Origin of the sequence: Streptomyces sp. NPDC002773 (assembly GCF_040295605.1) — a bacterium.
Classification (GTDB): Bacteria; Actinomycetota; Actinomycetes; order Streptomycetales; family Streptomycetaceae; genus Streptomyces.
Genome location: NZ_JBEOVO010000004.1, coordinates 333101 through 349959 on the forward strand (window position 1 = coordinate 333101; position 16859 = coordinate 349959).

Genomic DNA, 16859 nt, shown 5'->3' on the forward strand with positions numbered 1-16859 from the left:
GCGGGCGCCGGGCATACGGGTGACGGCCACCCAGCGTGCCGAGCCATACTGAAGGTGTGCCTCGGTCACCGTCGTGCGTCGGCGCCTTGCGGGAGCGAGCCGGTGAGTCCCTGCTCCACCGGGTCGCGGGCCCCGAGGCGCACCGGAAACGGGCGCGCATCCACGGCACCCCCGGCCCGCGCTGGTTCGGCCCCGACCGTCCCATCCGGGTCGTGCACGGGGACGCGTCCATGTACATCGGCGGCCTCGCCGCCCTCCTGCTCCAGTCCCTGCACCCGACCGCGATGGCGGCGGTCGCGGCCCACTCCGGCTTCCAGGGGGACCCGTGGGGGCGTCTCCAGCGGACCAGCACGTTCCTGGCCGTCACGACGTTCGGGACCAGCGACGACGCGGAAGCCGCCGTGGCACGGGTACGGGAGGTGCACGGCCGCATCCACGGAACGACGCCCGAGGGCGTGCCGTACCACGCCTCGGACCCCCACCTCCTCGGCTGGGTGCACGTCGCCGAGACGGCCTGCTTCCTCCGCGCCCACCAACGGTACGGACGGGCTCCGCTCGGCCCGGTCGCGGCGGACGGGTACGTGGCCGACATGGCCCAGGTGGCGCGGCGCCTGGGGGTGGAGCGCCCGCCCGGGACCCTCGCCGCACTCACGGCTCGCCTGACCGAGTACCGGCCCGAGCTGCGGGCCACGCCCGCGTCCCGGGCGGCGGCCCGTTTCCTGCTGTCGGAACCACCGCTGCCGGCGCTCGCCAGGTTCCCCTACCGCTTCCTGGCGGCCGCGGCGGTCGAGCTGCTGCCCGCCTGGGCGCGGGCGGCCCTGGACCCGCCGGCCACCACCCGGCTGATGCTGCCGCTGGCCCGGCCGGGAGGCCGGGCGATCACCGGCGCCCTCCGCTGGGTGATCATGGCCCCTCCGCCCCCACGGGCGTGACCGGCGCACGACGGCGGGTTCCGTACGGCCGGTAGAGTTGCCGCGGGTGAGAGTGGCGCGCCGCCGCCTCCCCGATGACGTGTCGGGGCCGATGGGGCCCCCGGCGTCTCCGCGTCCCGCACGCCCCGGCCCGCCGAGGCGCCCCGCACAACCCCCGGCCCGCCGACCGGGGGGTGTGCCCGAGCCCGACAGGTTTCCGTTCTTTGTCCTCTGCCGCTTCCGCCGTGTCCCCGGCCGCGTACCTGCGTGGTCTGAAGCCCGACTGGCTGCGTGATCCGAAGGTCTGGCGCACCGAGGTGCTGGCCGGCCTGGTGGTCGGGCTCGCGCTGATCCCCGAGGCGATCTCGTTCTCGATCATCGCCGGTGTCGATCCGGCGGTCGGGCTGTTCTCCTCGTTCACGATGGCCGCCGTCCTCTCCGTCGTCGGAGGCCGCCGCGCGATGATCTCCGCGGCCACCGGCGCCGTCGCCCTGGTGATCGCCCCGCTGAACCGTGAGCACGGTCTCGGCTACCTGGTCGCCGCGGTCGTCCTCGCCGGTGTCCTCCAGGTCGTGCTCGGCGCGCTCGGGGTGGCGAGGCTGGTGCGGTTCATCCCCCGCTCGGTGATGGTCGGCTTCGTCAACTCGCTCGCGATCCTGATGTTCATGGCCCAGGTCCCCGAGGTGCGGAACGTGCCGTGGGCCGTGTACCCGCTGGTCGTGGGCGGTCTCGCGCTCATGGTGTTCTTCCCGAGGATCACGAGCGTCGTCCCGGCGCCGCTCGTCTCGATCGTCATCCTCACGGCGATCACCGTCGCGGCCGGGATCGCCGTACCGACCGTCGGCGACAAGGGCGCCCTGCCCTCCTCCCTGCCGGTACCGGGCCTGCCCGACGTGCCGTTCACCCTGGACACCCTGACCACCATCGCCCCGTACGCCTTCGCCATGGCGCTCGTCGGCCTGATGGAATCGCTGATGACCGCCAAGCTCGTCGACGACCTCACCGACACCCCCTCCGACAAGACCCGCGAGTCCGTCGGCCAGGGCATCGCGAACATCGTCACGGGCTTCTTCGGCGGCATGGGCGGCTGCGCCATGATCGGGCAGACGATGATCAACGTGAAGGTCTCCGGCGCCCGTACCCGTCTGTCGACGTTCCTCGCCGGCGCGTTCCTGATGGTGCTGTGCGTCGTGTTCGGGCCGGTCGTCTCCGACATCCCGATGGCCGCCCTGGTCGCCGTCATGATCATGGTGACGTTCGCGACCTTCGACTGGCACTCCGTCGCCCCGAAGACGCTCCGGCGGATGCCCGCCGGGGAGATCGCCGTCATGGTGATCACCGTCGTCTGCGTCGTGACCACCCACAACCTCGCCGTCGGCGTCGTCGTCGGCTCGATCACCGCCATGGTCATCTTCGCCAAGCGTGTCGCCCACGTCGCCGAGGTCACCCCCGTGACCGCCCCCGACGGCGCCACCGCCGTCTACCGGGTCACCGGCGAACTGTTCTTCGCCTCCTCCAACGACATCGTCGGGCGGTTCGACTACGCGGGCGACCCGGACAAGATCGTGATCGACCTCTCCGCCGCCCACATCTGGGACGCCTCCTCCGTCGCCGCCCTCGACGCCATCGAGATCAAGTACGCCCAGCGCGGCAAGACCGTCGAGATCACGGGCCTCAACCACTCCAGCGCCGACCTCCACGGCAGGCTCACCGGCGAACTCGCGGGCCACTGACCGGCAGGACGGCCCCTTCTGCCGCCCGAGTGGTCCAGCCGTCAGGGAGGGAGGACGCTGGAACGAAGGGCGTCCGGGTGTCGAGGGCGTACCCGAACGGCGCGCCTGCCCGGTCGCGAAAGGCCGCGCCATGCGCATGCTGCTGAAAGTTCAGATGGACACCATGGCCTCCAACGAGGCCATCAGGCAGGGCACCCTGCAGAAGCTGATGGAGAGCGCGTTGAGCGAGCTCCGTCCCGAAGCCGCCTACTTCGGCGCCGAGAACGGCTGCCGGACGGCGTACCTCTTCTTCGACCTGGCCGATCCCTCCCGGATGCCGAAGATCTCCGAGCCCTTCTTCATGGAACTCGGCGCCAAGATCTCGTACACGCCGGTCATGGACCGGGAGGACCTGAGCAAGGGCCTCGGCGCGCTCGCGGCCGGCCGGTGACGGCGTCCGCCCGTAGCGCCGCCGGTGCTCACCCCGTGGGGTGACCCGCGCTGTCCGTACGTCCCGCCTGGCTGGAGAACGCGTTCAGGAAGACGTCGTACCGGCCGTCGGGGCGCTGGGTGAGCGTGGCTCCGTCCTGCCAGATCCCGTTCTCCGCCCACCACTGGGAGCCGGCCGGATCGCCCTGGTTCTGGTGGATGTTGTGCATGCCGAGGTCTCCCTCGGGATCGTCGTCGAACGGTTCGCCGAAGACGAGGATCCGCCGGCCCGGCACCAGCATCGGTTCCAGCGCGTCGGAGGCGTCGACGTTGGAGCCCGCGTGCCAGGGCCGCGAGCCGAGCAGATCGAGGAGGTCCCGCAGCCAGGACGGTGGGCGGCGCTGGAACAGGACGCCGGCGCGGTCCACCAGCTCCGGGTGGCGCAGATAGTCGAGCGCCCCGGAGCCGGGCGTGGAGGCGAGGTCGTGGTAGCCCGGTGCGAGGGCCGCGGCCGGGCCGATCAGCCCCGCTTCCAGGGTGAAGGTCTTCCACCGCACGCCCACGTTGGACTTGTGGCTGTCGACGTCGATGGCGCAGTGGTAGCGCCCGTCGGGCGCGTCCACCTCCAGATTGACGTGGAACCAGCGGCCCTGGCTGTCCGGCTGGTCGCGGAAGTGGCGGTAGAGGGTTCCCGCGAGCACGCCGTAGCTGTCGAAAGGCATACCGCGAGTGAAGCATCCACGGACACGGTGGGCATGTCGGCGGTCACGCACCGTACACGGGTCGTCGGCACGCCTCTCCACCGCGCTGACCACGGGAAACGCAGATGAATCGCACGCCTGACCCCTGATATATTCATCTCCGTCGCCCCCGCGGATGATCACCCAGGGGGACGACGCACACCTTGTCCAAGTGGCGGAATGGCAGACGCGCTAGCTTGAGGTGCTAGTGCCCTTTATCGGGCGTGGGGGTTCAAGTCCCCCCTTGGACACGACGTTTCACCCTCGCAGTGGTGATCGGGAGAGATCCCGGCCACCACTGCGGCGTTTCCGGCCGCCGCGCCCCGGCGTCACATGAGCAGCGCGCCGGGGTCCCGGACCAGCGGGGCCGTGCCCACCGAGTTGCTCACGTTGAACGTGACGCTGCCCGCCCGGTAGCGGTCCTCGGTCCACTCGATGGGGCGGCCGTCCGGGTTGCTGGTGAGGTGCCGCTGGCGCAGCAGGGGACTTCCCCGGCGGACCCGCAGGAGCCGGGCGTCGTCGCTCCCGGCGGGTACCGCGTCGATCAGGTGCTCACCGTAGTGGGCGACGATCCCGGCCCGCTCCGCCATGCTGTCCATGATCGAGGCGCAGTCGAGCGGGAGGGCCTCCACGGTGGGGGCGACCCAGGCCGCGTACGCGGTGCGCTCCACCATGACCGGTTCGCCGTCCAGGAGCCGCAGCCGCAGGACGTCCAGGACGGCGGCCCCCTCGGGTACGGCGAGCCGGCCCGCCTCCTCGGGCGTGGCCCTGCGGCGTACGCGGTGGAGGAAGCGGCTCGTCGCCTGATAGCCCATGGCCCGGGCCCACTGGGCGAAGCTGTGGAGCTCGGCGAAACTGTGCCGCCGCTCCCGGCGGAGCACGATGCGGCGGGCGCCCTGGCGCGAGCCGATCAGGCCTTCCGAGGTGAGCAGGGCAACGGCCTGCCGGACCGTGCCACGCGACGCCGACCAGCGGACGGCGAGGTCGCTCTCGGAGGGCAGGCGGGCGCCGACGGCGTACTCGCCGCTGAGGATCGATCGGCGGATCCCCTCCGCGATCTCCACGTAGAGCGCCGACACGGCATCCCCATTCTCGCGCGTGGCTGCGCACACCGGTCACGCCGTGTGCTGTTCCGGCGCCCACCCTAACCCGGCGGACGGTGGGGGAGTGCCCTGAAGGTACGGCCTCAAGTACGCCCGCCTGACCTGGCGTTCGCTGCCCCCGGCTCTTCCGGGAGCCGTGCGCGATCCGTCATGTCCCGTTCATGTGGTGGACAGGATGTACGGGCGAACTAAGGGCGGCTTGTTCAGACAAGTGCCCTCACTCGCCTCTGGGAGAACCCGTGCGCAGAACCCCCGTCCGCGGTGCCGCCGTCCTGTTCGGCGCCGCCGTCCTCACCACCGTCACCGCCTGCGGTGCCGCACCCGAGGGCGCGACCGGCGCCAAGGGCGGTGGCGCGAAGGCGGCCACCGCCGCGTCGGCCAAGGACTTCGGCGGCATGGACGCCCTCGTCAAGGCCGCGAAGCAGGAGGGCGCCCTCCACGTCATCGCGCTGCCGCCGGACTGGGCCAACTACGGCGAACTGATCAAGACGTTCGAGACGAAGTACGGCATCAAGATCGAGAGCGAGAACCCGGACGCCGCGAGCGCCGACGAGATCGCCGCCGTCAAGTCCCGCAAGGGCCAGAAGCGTGCCCCCGACGTCCTCGACCTCGGCATCGCCTTCGCCCGCAGCGGCGCCGAGGAAGGCCTCTTCGCCCCGTACAAGGTCGAGGCCTGGGACAAGATCCCGGCAGGCCAGAAGGACGAGGCCGGCCGCTGGTACAACGACTACGGCGGCTACGTCTCCATCGGCTGCGACGCCAAGCGCGTCCCGAACTGCCCGAAGACCTTCGCCGACCTCCTGAAGCCCGAGTACAAGGGCAAGGTCGCCCTCAACGGCAACCCCACCAAGTCCGGTTCGGCCTTCGGCGGCGTGTACGCGGCGGCCCTCGCCAACAAGGGCTCCTTCGCCGACATCCAGCCCGGCATCGACTTCTTCGGCAAGCTCAGGAAGAGCGGGAACTACATCCCCGTCGAGTCCACCCCGGCCACGGTCGAGAAGGGCGAGACGCCCATCAGCATCGACTGGGACTACCTCAACGCCGGTTACGCCGACCAGTTCAAGGGCAAGGGCGTCGACTGGCAGGTCACCGTCCCGGCCGACGGCGTGTACGCCCAGTTCTACTCCCAGGCCATCAACAAGGACGCCCCGCACCCCGCGGCCGCCCGCCTGTGGATGGAGTACCTCTACAGCGCCGAGGGCCAGAACCTCTGGCTCAAGGGCTACGCCCGCCCCGTGCTGCTCCCGGCCATGACCGCCGACGGCACCGCCGACAAGACCTTCGTCGCCAAGCTGCCCGCCGTCGTCGGCACCCCCGCCTTCCCGGCCTCCGCCGAGCTCGACCAGGCCAAGGCCACCCTCGCCGAGAAGTGGGACAAGGCCGTCTCCTGATGCCCACCGCCTCCTCCACCCCCACCACGGGAGCCACCCCCACCGAGGGCGCCACCCCCACCGAGGGCGCCACCCTCTCGGGACCCGCCGGCGGCACCCGCCGCCGGCGGCGCGGCCCGCGCACCTGGCTCGCCGCGCTCCCGCTGATCGCCTTCACCGGGCTCTGCTTCGGACTGCCCCTCGGCGCCCTGCTCCACGGCGCCGTGACCCGCACCGACCCCGCCACCGGCGCCGCCACCCTCACCGGCGAGCACCTGAGCCGCTCGCTCCAAGGGCCCTACCTGGGCTCCCTCGTCGGCAGCGTGCAGCTCTCCGCGCTCACCGCCCTCATCGGCTCCGTCCTCGGCGTCCTCATCGCCCAGGCCGTCGTCACCTCCCGTTCCCGGGCCCTGCGCGAAGCCGTACAGACCGCATCCGGGGTCCTCGCCAACTTCGGCGGCGTCCCGCTCGCCTTCGCGTTCATCGCGACGCTCGGCATCTCGGGGGTCGTCACCCAGCTCGCCGACCTCGGCGGCCTCGGCTGGAACCTGTACTCGTTCACCGGCCTCGCCGTCGTCTACCTGTACTTCCTCGTCCCCCTCATGGTCCTGGTGATCCTCCCCGCCCTCGACGGCCTGCGGCCCCAGTGGCGGGAGGCCGCGCAGAACGCGGGCGCCGGCGGATGGCAGTACTGGCGCCACGTCGGCATCCCGGTCCTCGCACCGTCCCTGCTCGGCGGGTTCGTGCTGCTCTTCGGCAGCGCGTTCGCCGCGCACGCCACCGCGGCGGCGCTCGTCGGCGGCTCCGTCCCCCTGGTCACCCTCAAGATCGCGGACGCGCTCTCCGGGAACGTCCTCGTCGGCCAGGAGAACGTCGCCCTCGCCCTCGGCCTCGACATGATCCTGATCGCGGGCCTGGTCATGGCCGTCCACCTCCCCCTCCAGCGCAGGAGCGCCCGATGGCTGCGATGACCCCCACCGTCCAGGAGGCCGCCCCGAAGCCCGCCACGGACACGGCACCGACGGCGCCGCGGGCACGACCCGTGCGGAAACGGCGGCACCGGCCCCGCCTGTGGCGAGGCGCCGTCCTCGGCCTCGGCGGCGCCTACTTCCTGATCCCGCTGATCGCCTCGTTCGTGTTCACCGTGCACACCCCCGGCCAGGGGATCTCCTTCACGGCCTACACCGAGCTCCTCGCCGCCGACGGATTCACCGAGAGCCTGCTGCTCTCCCTCGGCCTGGCCGCCGCGACCATCGTCCTCGCCCTGCTGCTCGCCGTGCCCGCCCTGGTGGCCGTACGGCTCGGCGCGCCCCGGCTGCGGCCGGTCGTCGAGGTGATGTGCATGCTGCCGCTCGTGGTGCCCCCGATCGCGCTGGTCACCGGAATCAGCACCGTACTGCGCTGGGGACCCGACCACCTCTCGCGCACCCCGCTCTACCAGACGTTCCTCGCCGTCCAGAACGAGGACTTCCCCGTCGTCCTCGTCCTCGCCTACACGGTCATGGCCCTGCCGTTCGTGTACCGCTCCCTCGAGGCCGGACTGCGCGCCGTCGACGTCCCCACCCTCGTCGAGGCCGCCCGCAACTGCGGGGCGAGCTGGCCGTACGTGATGGTCCGCGTCATCCTGCCCAACCTGCGCGCCTCGCTCGCCGGCGCCGCGTTCCTCACCCTCGCCCTGGTCCTCGGCGAGTTCACCATCGCCTCACTGCTCGGCTTCCAGCCGTTCGCGGTGTGGATCGTCTCCATCTCCGGAGCGCACGCCCGGATGTCCGTGGCCGTCTCCCTCCTCAGCCTGGTCATCACCTGGCTCCTGCTGCTCACCCTCTCCCGGGCCGGGACAGCACCGACCAGCACGCCCGGCGCCCCCCGTTCCTCCCGCAAGGAGTCCTGACCCATGTCCACAGCTACAGCGGAACGGACCGGGCCCGTCGCGGTCGGCGGGGCGCGCGTCGAATTCCGGGGCCTGCGCCGTACGTTCGGCGCCACCACCGCACTCGACGGACTCGACCTGACCGTCGAGCCGGGTGAACTCCTCGCCCTCCTCGGCCCGTCGGGCTGCGGCAAGACCACCGCGCTCCGGGTCCTCGCCGGCTTCGAACGGCCCGACGCCGGAGAGGTCCTCGTCGACGGCGCCGACATCACCCACGTCCCGGCGAACCGGCGCGACGCCGGCATGGTCTTCCAGTCGTACAGCCTCTTCCCCCACCTCACCGCCGCCGACAACGTCGCCTTCGGCCTGCGCGTACGGAAGGTCAAGGCGGCCGAGCGGCGCGAGCGGGCCGCCGAACTCCTCGACCTCGTCGGCCTTCCCCAGCACGCCGACCGCTACCCGCACCAGATGTCCGGCGGCCAGCAGCAGCGGGTGGCGCTGGCCCGCGCCCTCGCGCTGCGGCCCCGCGTCCTGCTCCTCGACGAACCGCTGTCCGCGCTCGACGCCAAGGTCCGCCTCAGCCTGCGGGAGGAGATCCGGCGCCTCCAGCTCTCCCTCGGCATCACCACGGTCTTCGTCACCCACGACCAGGAGGAGGCGCTGTCCATGGCGGACCGCGTCGCCGTCCTCAACGCCGGCCGGCTCGAGCAGTGCGCCGCCCCCGCCGAGCTCTACCGGCGGCCCGCGACCGCCTTCGTCGCCGAGTTCGTCGGCACCATGAACCGGCTCCCGGGCCGCCTGACCGACTCCGGCCTCGTCGAGGTCGCCGGCGCCCGGCTGCCCGTCGACGGCGACGCCCCGACCACCCCCGAGGTCGACGTCCTCGTCCGCCCCGAGAACGTCACCGTAACCGAGACCCCCGACGGCGACGCGACGGTGGCCGCCACCTCGTTCCTCGGCTCCGTGACCCGCGTCCACGTCGACCACGCCGGTACGCGGGTCACGGCGGACCTGCCCTCCCGGGAAGCGGCCACCCTCGCCCCCGGTGCCCGCGTCACCCTCGGCCTCGTCCCCCACCCCGTGCTCGTCGCGCCGAGGGCGGAGCGGTGAGCGAACTCGCCGCCGTCCTCTTCGACATGGACGGCACCCTCGTCGACACCGAGGTCCTGTGGTGGGACGCCACGGAGGAGATCGCCGCCCGGCTCGGCCACCGCCTGACGGACGCCGACGCACCCGAGGTCGTCGGCCGCGCCGTCGAGGACACCGCCGCCCACCTCGTACGCGCCACCAGGGCACCGGCCGCCGCCGACACATGCGCCACCGGTGCACCGGACGCGCCCGGCGCGGCCGGGGTCGCGGCGGAGCTGACCGCCGCCTTCCAGGAGCGCGTGGACCGGGGCGCGCCGCTGCGCCCCGGAGCGGCGCGGCTCCTCGCCGAACTGGAGCGGGCAGGCGTGCCGTTCGCCCTGGTGAGCGCGTCGCCGCGGTCGGTGGTCGACTCGGTGACCGGCGGCGCGCTCGCGCAGGTCCCCTTCGCCTTCACGCTCTCCGCCGACGACACCGTACGCACGAAGCCGCACCCCGACCCGTACCGCGAGGCCGCCCAGCGCCTCGGGGTACCGGGCGCGGCCTGTGTGGCCGTCGAGGACTCACCCGACGGGGCGGCCTCCGCCTCCGCCGCGGGCTGCGCCGTCCTGGTCGTCCCGTCCCTGCTGCCCGTGCCTCCGGGCCCGGGACGGGTCTTCGCGGACAGCCTGGACGTGGTGTCCCTCGCGTCCCTGCGCCGGTACGTCGCCGGTGGGGCGGCCGCCGACGGCCCCGTGTGAGACGGCGACGGCCGCCGCGAAGGAAGGTCCCACCGGTACGTCGGTGAGGGCCCAGCCCGGCACGGCGGCCGGCTCGGGACCCGTGCCCACGTACGTCCGCTCCAGCCCGCCGGCGAGCCCTTCCCCCGTGCCCTTGAGGTACGCCTCCTTGCGCACCCAGCACCGGGTGAACGCGGCCGGCCGGAGGTCCGCGGGCAGCCGGCCGAACTCCTCCCGCTCCCTCGGGTGCAGGCTGCCCGCGACCAGGTCCGAGGCCTCGGCATCCGGATATGCCTCGACGTCCACGCCGACGGGCCTCGCGGCGACACCGACGAGCACCAGGTCCCCACTGTGCGAGAGGGAGAAGTGGATCCCGCCGCCCCGCACGGCCGGCCGCCCGTGCGGTCCACCGCAGAGCGGGCAGTCCTCCCTGGCGAACACGACCTCGCCCGCCGGCACGTCCAGGTAACCCCCGAGCAGCCGCCGCAACCCCCCGTGCGCGGCGAGGTACCGCGCCCGGTCCCCGGCCCGTACCAGCGCCTTCCACCGCCGCCGCTCCTCGGCGTCGAGGAGGCCGTGCGCCCCGGGGTCCTCCGCCACCCGCAGCAGCCAGAGCGCCACCGTGCCGACGGCGAGGGGCGGCAGGCCCGGTTCCGGTCCGACGCCGGCGCGCAACACCCGCACGGGGGTGGTCTCCACGGTCATGGCGTCATTCTGCACCGGGCCGCCCGGCCGGTCGGGAGGGGGACGGAGGCCGAACCCCTCGCGTGTTACCGGTTGGTAGGGCATTGTTGCGGGCAACCATCCACACGGCCGGGGGCTGAGGCAGCGGTGACGACTTTCGAGGAACGGGCGACGGTGCACGCCTTCCGGGACGACGCGCTGGGCGAGCACGACGCCGTCGGGCTCGCCCAGGCGATCCGGCGGGGTGAGGTCGGCGCCGCCGAGGCCGCCCGGGACGCGGCCGACCGGGTACGGACGGTCGAGGAGCGGCTGCGCGCGGTCCAGGTGCACCTCGACCCTCCCGCACGGGCGGTCGGCGGGGGCGGGGGAGCATTCGCCGGGGTGCCGACGTTCGTCAAGGACAACACCGACTACCTGGGCCTGCCCACAGGCCACGGCAGCGCCGCCTTCACCCCGAGGGTCGCGCGGCGGCACGCGCCCTTCACCCGGCAGTTCCTCAGCAGCGGCGTCACCGTCCTCGGCAAGACCCGGCTGCCCGAGTTCGGATTCAGCCCCGCCACGGAGTACGAGGGCGCCGAGCCGGTGCGCAACCCGTGGAACACGGACTACTCGGCGGGTGGTTCGTCCGGCGGCAGCGCGGCGCTCGTCGCCGCCGGGGCGGTGCCGATCGCCCACGCCAACGACGGCGGCGGCTCCATCCGCATCCCGGCCGCCTGCTGCGGACTCGTCGGCCTCAAGCCGACCCGCGGCCGGGTCGTCACGAACGCCCAGAGCCGTCAACTCCCCCTCGACATCGTCTCCGACGGCGTCGTGAGCCGTTCCGTACGGGACACCGCCGCGTTCCTCGCCGCCGCCGAGACGCACTGGCGCAACCCGAAGCTGCCGCCCCTCGGCCTGGTCGAGGGCCCCTCGGACCGACGGCTGCGCATCGGGTTCCTGCTCGACTCACCGAACGGTGTCCCCGCCGACACCGCCACCCGGGCGGCCGTCACGGAGACGGCGGCCACGCTGGAACGGCTCGGGCACACCGTGGAACCGGTGGAACTGACCCTCGACCCCCGCTTCACCGAGGACTTCCTCACCTACTGGGGGATGCTGTCGTTCCTCCTCGGCGCCACCGGCCGGTCCTTCGGCGCGGACTTCGACCGGCGCCGGATGGACGGCCTCAGCCGGGGGCTGCGCGAGGAATACCTGCGGAGCTGGCGGCGCACTCCGGGCGTGCTGCGGCGGCTGAGGCGTACGAGGGAGGCGTACGCGGCGGCGTTCCGCGGGCTCGACCTGGTCCTCACGCCCGTACTGGCCCACACCACGCCCGAGATCGGCCACCTCAGCCCGACCGTCCCCTACCGGGACCTGATCGAACGGATCCTCGCGTACGTCGCCTTCACCCCCGTGAACAACGTCGTCGGCACGCCGTCGGTCTCGGTACCCGCCGCGCGTGCGACGGAGGCGGGGCTGCCCATCGGCGTCATGTTCTCCGGCCGGCCCGGCAGCGAACGGACCCTCCTGGAGGTCGCGTTCGCGCTGGAGGCGGACCGCCCGTTCCGGCGCGTCCAGGATCTCTGAACCGCGCCCGGGAGCGTCCGCCTCCAGCGATGGGCCGTTTCAAGGGCCGTGCCGCTTCACCCGTCGGGCCACCTCAGCTGTCGCCGCCGAGGGCGCGCTCGAGGTCCGCCTTGTTCATCTTCGAGCGGCCGTCGATGTTGCGGCGCTTGGCCTCTTCGTAGAGCTGGTCGTACGTGCGCCCCTGGGCGCCGCTGTGCGAGCGCCGGCCTCCGCGCTCACCGGACGACATGTCCTCCCGGGAGAGCTTGCTGGAGGTCTTGGACTCGCCGTGCTGGGCCCGTTCCTTGTTCACGGTGCGGGCGGCGATCTCCTTGGCGCGCTTGGGGCTCTCGCCGCGGTCCTCCGCGCTCTCCTTGATGTGCTCGTACTGCCGTTCCCGCTTGGGACTGGATCCGCGAGGCATGATGGTGCTCCTTCCGGCGTGTCGTTCGGCGGGGTACGCGGTGCGGCTACCCGCCCCCCGGGTCCGTCACTCGTCACCGTTGGAGCCGTGTCGGCGCCGGGCCCACAGCGGCAGGGCGAACCAGCAGAGCAGGTACCAGGCGAGGACCGGCGCCACCAGCCAGGCGACGAGGGAGTCGTCGGTCGCCACGCGCAGGATGAGGAACAGCGCGGAGGTGAGGGTGGCGACCAGGAGCAGGATCCCGATCATGACGAGCCGGGACGCCCAGACCACGGCCTGGGGCTTGAGCCGCCGGCCGGAGACGAGGCGGTGGAAGGAGACCGGGCCGATGAGCGCGCCCGTGGCCAGCGAGCCGAGGATCACCGTCGCGATGTAGATCCCCTTGTCGGTGGAACCGAGGCCTGCGAACCTGGGGGTGAAGACGACGGTCAGCAGGAACCCGAGAAGGATCTGCACACCCGTCTGCGCCACCCGTATCTCCTGCAGGACGTCCTGCCACTGCCGGTCCGCGCGTTCGTCCGCGGTCTCGTCACGTCCCCGCCCGTTCTCACGGTCGTTCATTCCACTCACCCTCCGGTCCTGCGGCCCCCGTCACCCGGAGGGCCGTACGGCGCGTCTGCCCCCGCCCGCCCCGCCGCATCCGTCCCGCCAGGGTCTTCGTTTCATTGCACGAGAACTCCCGCCACCCGGACGAGGGGGAGGGGGAATGCGACGCGTGGGTCGGGGAAGGGGCCCCGTGAACGATGGGAAGAGCCGGGCGGAACGAGAGACCGGGTGGGCAGAGCTGTGACCTCAGGACATCGCACGTCGGACAGCGTCCGGTCATGGGTTCCGCGCGACGCCGCCGACGCGCGGGCCCGGGTGACGGAAGCGTTCGCACGGGCCGGAGCCGGTGCCGGTACGGGACGGTCGCCGTCCCCGACGGCCCTGGGCGACGCCCTCCTGGTGACCTCCGAGCTGGTGAGCAACGCGCTGCGGCACGGAGGAGGCCTCACCGGCTTCGGAGTCGAGAGCGACGGGGGCACGGTGGTGATCACCGTCGCGGACACGAGCGGTGAGCTGCCCCACCTCACGGACCGGCGGGGGCGGCGACGTGACTTCGGCCCGGGGGAGGGCGGATTCGGCTGGCCCCTGATCAGACTGCTCGCGCTGGAGATCCGACTCTGCCTCCTGCCGCAGGGCGGCAAGACCATCGAGGTACGGCTGCCCCTGCGCTGAGCCTAGGACCCGCCGCGGCGGATCCTCGCGGCCTGACGTGCCTCGGCCGTCTTACGGGCCTCCGCGGCCCGCCGGGACTCGTTCTTGGCGCGGCCGGGGCGGCCCGGCACGGTGCCGATGCCCCGGAAGGCGGCGCCGCCGCGCTTGGGCTTCTCCTGGCTCGGCGCGCTGCCGTCGACGGGTACGCCGGAGGGGGTACGGGCGCCGGTGAGGCGGCTCAGTTCGGCCTCGCCCGAGCGGACCTGGGTGACCCGGGCGCGGATCCCGGCCTCCGCCATGAGACGGGCCACGTCCCGCCGCTCCTCGGAGGTGACGAGGGTGACGACGGCCCCGGACTCGCCGGCCCGCGCGGTGCGCCCGCCCCGGTGCAGGTAGTCCTTGTGGTCGGCGGGCGGGTCGACGTTGACGACGAGGTCGACCTCGTCGACGTGGATGCCGCGCGCCGCGACGTTCGTGGCGACGAGGACCGGGACCTCGCCGCTCCGGAAACGGTCCAGGGTGCGGGTCCGCAGCGGCTGCGACTTCCCGCCGTGGAGCGCGGCGGCGCGCACACCGCTGCCGAGGAGGTGCTTCGTGAAGCGGTCGACGGCGGCCTTCGTGGACAGGAACATGATCACGCGGCCCTCGCGGGCCGCGATCTCCGTGGCCGTGGCGAACTTGTCGGCCCCGTGCACCTGGAGCACATGGTGGTCCATGGTGGAGACGGTGGCGGCCGAGGGGTCGACGGAGTGGACGACGGGGTCCGTCAGGTAGCGCTCGACGAGCAGGTCGACGTTGCGGTCGAGCGTCGCGGAGAACAGCATCCGCTGGCCCTCCGGGCGCACCAGGTCGAGCAGCTCGGTGACCTGCGGCATGAAGCCCATGTCGGCCATCTGGTCGGCCTCGTCGAGGACGGTGACGCCCACCCGCTCAAGGCGGCAGTCCTTGCGCTCGACGAGGTCCATGAGCCGGCCAGGGGTGGCGACCAGGACCTCGGCCCCGTCGCGCAGCGCCGTGGCCTGCCGCCCGATCGACATGCCGCCGACGACGGCGGCCAGGCGCAGCTTCAGGGCGCGCGCGAAGGGGTCGAGCGCGTCGGTGACCTGCTGCGCCAGTTCACGGGTGGGCACCAGGACCAGCGCGAGCGGCTTGCGGGCCTCGGCGCGCCGTCCCGCGAGGCGTACGAGCAGGGGGAGGCCGAAGGCGAGGGTCTTGCCGGAGCCGGTGCGCCCGCGCCCGAGGACGTCACGGCCCGCGAGGGCGTCGGGCAGTGTCGCGGACTGGATCGGGAACGGCTCGTCGACACCGAGACCGGTGAGTACGGCGAGGACCTCGGCCGGCAGGTCGAGCTCGGCGAAGGTGGCGGCCGGCGGCAGGGCGGGGGTGACGGAGGCCGTCACCGCGAATTCGTCCCGCGCCGCGGCGGCGCGTCGTGCCTTGTCCGTACGGGAGGTGCTGTGCGTGCTGTCCATGGGGGCCTTCCTCGAGACGGTGCGCTTCGAGGAATTCGCGGCGGGCTGCCGGCCCAATGAATTACAGGAACGTACCGAACGCCATGTGCGTGCGGATCCGGCCATGCCGAAGGGGTGGGAATCGGCTTCCGGTCCGTGAGAACGTCTGGAAAATGCAACGAGCCGGGGCCCTCACCACACGGGTGAGGACCCCAGCTGCGTCGGACGTGTCAACGTCAGGCGGGGACGATGTTCTCCGCCTGGGGGCCCTTCTGGCCCTGCGTGACGTCGAAGGTCACCTTCTGGCCTTCCTGGAGCTCACGGAAGCCAGAGGTGGCGATGTTGGAGTAGTGGGCGAAGACGTCCGGGCCGCCACCGTCCTGCTCGATGAAGCCGAAGCCCTTTTCCGCGTTGAACCACTTCACGGTGCCGTTAGCCATGTCAAATCTCCTTCGGGGCGTAGCCCTGGGAACCGCACTGTGCGGACCCCGGAGTCGCGCGTGATGATTGCCCCGTCCGGAAAACTGCACCGAAAACACAGAAAGTGCCTGACGATGTCGAATCGTCAAAGGCACTTGTAAGTTTCTTTGGGAACCACGACTGCAACTGCTGTTGACTGTAGCACGTCGTCGCGAGGCATGCACGGAATGCCTATTCCGAGTTCCGGCGGGGCGCCAGGACGTTCCCCCGGTGGGCGGTCAGGACGAAGGTGACCGTGATCAGCAGCGCCCACGCGCCGAACTTGGCGAACGACACCGGCTGCCAGCCGTCCAGCTGGTTCGGATAGCTCCAGGCGCCGACGTACGTGGCGGCGTTCTCCGCGACCCACAGGAAGAAGCCGATCAGGACGAAGGACAGGGCCAGCGGCATCCGGTGGTCCCGCTCGCCCACCCGGAACCGCACCCAGGTCCCCGCCGTCGCGGCGAGGAGCAGCGCGGCCAGGGCCCAGCGGGCGTCCGGCAGCCAGTGGTGGCTGAAGAAGTTGACGTACACGGCGCCGGCGAGCACCGCCGTCACACGCGGCCGGTAGCCCGTGAGCCGCAGGTCGAACAGCCGCCACGCCCGGCAGACGTAACTGCCGAGTGCCGCGTAGAGGAAGCCGCCGTACAGCGGCACCCCGCCGATCTTCGTCAGCGCCTCCTCCGGGTAACTCCACGACCCCATCCGCACCTTGACCAACTCGAAGAGCAGGCCGATGACATGGCAGCCGGCGATGACGGCGACGTCCCGCCCGGTGTCCCAGCCGACCTTCCAGGCGAGCAGGGTGAGCCCGATCCCGTAGAGCAGCAGCAGGTCGTAGCGGCCCATCGGCAGTTCGGGCAGCAGGGTGGAGACGGCGATGCCGCCGATGAGCGCGAAGGCGAAGGCGCAGCAGCGGGCCTGGAGGAGCCCGAAGAGCAGGAGCTGGCGTATCCCGTGCGTGAACGTCTTCATGGGGGGAGGGACGCCGGGGCGCCGTGCTCGGTTCGCCGCCCGCCCCGCACGACGAGCGGCGCGCCGCACCCCCTTGAGGGGGTAGCTTGTGGATGTTGTGGTAGTAGCCGGTGCCGTCGAAGCGGAAGCGGTCCGGGTCGGAGAGGTTCTTGCCGGTCTGGATGCAGAGCAGGGCGTCGTGCGC

At 72.4% G+C, this 16859-nt stretch carries 18 protein-coding genes, 1 tRNA gene and 1 pseudogene; 12 read left to right on the plus strand and 8 right to left on the minus strand.

Annotation, left to right across the window (positions count from 1 at the left end; translation table 11 throughout):
- Positions 1–56 precede the first annotated feature (56 nt).
- The 3 genes from ABT034_RS08360 (at position 57) to ABT034_RS08370 (ending at position 3074) form a co-directional block, all read left to right on the plus strand.
- A complete protein-coding gene (locus ABT034_RS08360) occupies positions 57–932 on the plus strand; it encodes an oxygenase MpaB family protein (RefSeq protein ID WP_351212597.1) in 876 nt (291 codons plus the stop codon).
- 224 nt (positions 933–1156) lie between these two features.
- Positions 1157–2644, plus strand: coding sequence for a SulP family inorganic anion transporter (locus tag ABT034_RS08365; protein ID WP_351212653.1), 1488 nt, complete (start codon positions 1157–1159; stop codon positions 2642–2644).
- Positions 2645–2774: 130 nt separating this feature from the next.
- Positions 2775–3074, plus strand: coding sequence for a hypothetical protein (locus tag ABT034_RS08370; protein WP_351212599.1), 300 nt, complete (start codon positions 2775–2777; stop codon positions 3072–3074).
- A 28-nt stretch (positions 3075–3102) separates the two neighbouring features.
- On the opposite strand, the gene ABT034_RS08375 is transcribed toward ABT034_RS08370, so the two are convergent.
- Complete coding sequence (locus ABT034_RS08375) at positions 3103–3774, minus strand: DUF2278 family protein (RefSeq protein WP_351212601.1); 672 nt, start codon at positions 3772–3774, stop codon at positions 3103–3105.
- Positions 3775–3958: 184 nt separating this feature from the next.
- On the opposite strand from ABT034_RS08375, the gene ABT034_RS08380 reads away from it, so the two are divergent.
- A tRNA-Leu gene (locus ABT034_RS08380) sits at positions 3959–4043 on the plus strand.
- 78 nt (positions 4044–4121) lie between these two features.
- On the opposite strand, the gene ABT034_RS08385 is transcribed toward ABT034_RS08380, so the two are convergent.
- A complete protein-coding gene (locus tag ABT034_RS08385; RefSeq protein WP_351212603.1) occupies positions 4122–4871 on the minus strand; it encodes a GntR family transcriptional regulator in 750 nt (249 codons plus the stop codon).
- Between the two features lie 296 nt (positions 4872–5167).
- On the opposite strand from ABT034_RS08385, the gene ABT034_RS08390 reads away from it, so the two are divergent.
- Genes ABT034_RS08390 through ABT034_RS08410 form a run of 5 tightly spaced genes read left to right on the plus strand, consistent with a single transcriptional unit; the run spans position 5168 to position 9961 of the window.
- Positions 5168–6286 (plus strand): ABC transporter substrate-binding protein, encoded by a 1119-nt coding sequence (locus tag ABT034_RS08390; protein WP_351212655.1) that lies wholly within the window; start codon positions 5168–5170, stop codon positions 6284–6286.
- Entirely contained in the window at positions 6286–7236 is a 951-nt protein-coding gene (locus ABT034_RS08395; RefSeq protein ID WP_351212605.1) for an ABC transporter permease, read from the plus strand. The genes ABT034_RS08390 and ABT034_RS08395 overlap by 1 nt, the downstream gene beginning before the upstream one ends.
- A complete protein-coding gene (locus tag ABT034_RS08400) occupies positions 7224–8156 on the plus strand; it encodes an ABC transporter permease (RefSeq protein WP_502972839.1) in 933 nt (310 codons plus the stop codon). The genes ABT034_RS08395 and ABT034_RS08400 overlap by 13 nt, the downstream gene beginning before the upstream one ends.
- 3 nt (positions 8157–8159) lie before the next feature.
- A complete protein-coding gene (locus tag ABT034_RS08405) occupies positions 8160–9245 on the plus strand; it encodes an ABC transporter ATP-binding protein (protein WP_351212607.1) in 1086 nt (361 codons plus the stop codon).
- Between the two features lie 26 nt (positions 9246–9271).
- On the plus strand, positions 9272–9961 hold the full coding sequence (locus ABT034_RS08410) for an HAD family hydrolase (protein ID WP_351212659.1): 690 nt from the start codon (positions 9272–9274) through the stop codon (positions 9959–9961).
- A 108-nt stretch (positions 9962–10069) separates the two neighbouring features.
- Here the strand turns inward: ABT034_RS08410 and ABT034_RS08415 are convergent.
- Positions 10070–10729, minus strand: a pseudogene (locus ABT034_RS08415) (4'-phosphopantetheinyl transferase family protein); the annotation flags it as partial.
- A 42-nt stretch (positions 10730–10771) separates the two neighbouring features.
- Here ABT034_RS08415 and ABT034_RS08420 point away from each other — a divergent pair.
- Positions 10772–12190 carry an amidase gene (locus tag ABT034_RS08420; RefSeq protein WP_351212609.1) on the plus strand — a complete coding sequence of 473 codons (1419 nt, stop codon included), beginning with the start codon at positions 10772–10774 and terminating at the stop codon, positions 12188–12190.
- A gap of 73 nt (positions 12191–12263) precedes the next feature.
- Here the strand turns inward: ABT034_RS08420 and ABT034_RS08425 are convergent, their stop codons facing one another.
- Both ABT034_RS08425 and ABT034_RS08430 read right to left on the minus strand, forming a co-directional pair.
- Positions 12264–12593, minus strand: a complete 330-nt coding sequence (locus ABT034_RS08425; protein ID WP_351212611.1) for a plasmid stabilization protein — start codon at positions 12591–12593, stop codon at positions 12264–12266.
- A gap of 66 nt (positions 12594–12659) precedes the next feature.
- A complete protein-coding gene (locus ABT034_RS08430) occupies positions 12660–13154 on the minus strand; it encodes a DUF6328 family protein (protein WP_351212613.1) in 495 nt (164 codons plus the stop codon).
- Between the two features lie 225 nt (positions 13155–13379).
- On the opposite strand from ABT034_RS08430, the gene ABT034_RS08435 reads away from it, so the two are divergent.
- Positions 13380–13811 carry an ATP-binding protein gene (locus ABT034_RS08435; RefSeq protein WP_351212615.1) on the plus strand — a complete coding sequence of 144 codons (432 nt, stop codon included), beginning with the start codon at positions 13380–13382 and terminating at the stop codon, positions 13809–13811.
- A gap of 2 nt (positions 13812–13813) precedes the next feature.
- Here the strand turns inward: ABT034_RS08435 and ABT034_RS08440 are convergent, their stop codons facing one another.
- The gene (locus ABT034_RS08440; RefSeq protein WP_351212617.1) at positions 13814–15262 is read right to left on the minus strand and encodes a DEAD/DEAH box helicase; all 1449 of its coding nucleotides are present in this window, start codon (positions 15260–15262) and stop codon (positions 13814–13816) included.
- On the opposite strand from ABT034_RS08440, the gene ABT034_RS08445 reads away from it, so the two are divergent.
- The gene (locus ABT034_RS08445; RefSeq protein ID WP_351212619.1) at positions 15252–15401 is read left to right on the plus strand and encodes a hypothetical protein; all 150 of its coding nucleotides are present in this window, start codon (positions 15252–15254) and stop codon (positions 15399–15401) included. The two genes, ABT034_RS08440 and ABT034_RS08445, sit on opposite strands and share 11 nt — an antisense overlap.
- A 76-nt stretch (positions 15402–15477) precedes the next feature.
- Here the strand turns inward: ABT034_RS08445 and ABT034_RS08450 are convergent, their stop codons facing one another.
- Positions 15478–15681: a cold-shock protein gene (locus ABT034_RS08450; RefSeq protein WP_351212621.1), complete on the minus strand. Its 204-nt coding sequence runs from the start codon at positions 15679–15681 to the stop codon at positions 15478–15480.
- A 211-nt stretch (positions 15682–15892) separates the two neighbouring features.
- On the minus strand, positions 15893–16675 hold the full coding sequence (locus ABT034_RS08455) for a DUF817 domain-containing protein (RefSeq protein WP_351212623.1): 783 nt from the start codon (positions 16673–16675) through the stop codon (positions 15893–15895).
- Positions 16676–16859 lie beyond the last annotated feature (184 nt).

Excerpts from the sequence above, each read along its gene's own strand:
- ABT034_RS08400 (WP_502972839.1), top strand. The coding sequence starts at position 7,224 with ATGGCTGCGATGACCCCCACCGTCCAGGAGGCCGCCCCGAAGCCCGCC.
- ABT034_RS08375 (WP_351212601.1), bottom strand. The coding sequence starts at position 3,774 with ATGCCTTTCGACAGCTACGGCGTGCTCGCGGGAACCCTCTACCGCCAC.
- ABT034_RS08430 (WP_351212613.1), bottom strand. The coding sequence starts at position 13,154 with ATGAACGACCGTGAGAACGGGCGGGGACGTGACGAGACCGCGGACGAA.
- ABT034_RS08410 (WP_351212659.1), top strand. The coding sequence starts at position 9,272 with ATGGACGGCACCCTCGTCGACACCGAGGTCCTGTGGTGGGACGCCACG.
- ABT034_RS08440 (WP_351212617.1), bottom strand. The coding sequence starts at position 15,262 with ATGGACAGCACGCACAGCACCTCCCGTACGGACAAGGCACGACGCGCC.
- ABT034_RS08455 (WP_351212623.1), bottom strand. The coding sequence starts at position 16,675 with ATGAAGACGTTCACGCACGGGATACGCCAGCTCCTGCTCTTCGGGCTC.
- ABT034_RS08405 (WP_351212607.1), top strand. The coding sequence starts at position 8,160 with ATGTCCACAGCTACAGCGGAACGGACCGGGCCCGTCGCGGTCGGCGGG.
- ABT034_RS08425 (WP_351212611.1), bottom strand. The coding sequence starts at position 12,593 with ATGCCTCGCGGATCCAGTCCCAAGCGGGAACGGCAGTACGAGCACATC.
- ABT034_RS08370 (WP_351212599.1), top strand. The coding sequence starts at position 2,775 with ATGCGCATGCTGCTGAAAGTTCAGATGGACACCATGGCCTCCAACGAG.
- ABT034_RS08395 (WP_351212605.1), top strand. The coding sequence starts at position 6,286 with ATGCCCACCGCCTCCTCCACCCCCACCACGGGAGCCACCCCCACCGAG.
- ABT034_RS08450 (WP_351212621.1), bottom strand. The coding sequence starts at position 15,681 with ATGGCTAACGGCACCGTGAAGTGGTTCAACGCGGAAAAGGGCTTCGGC.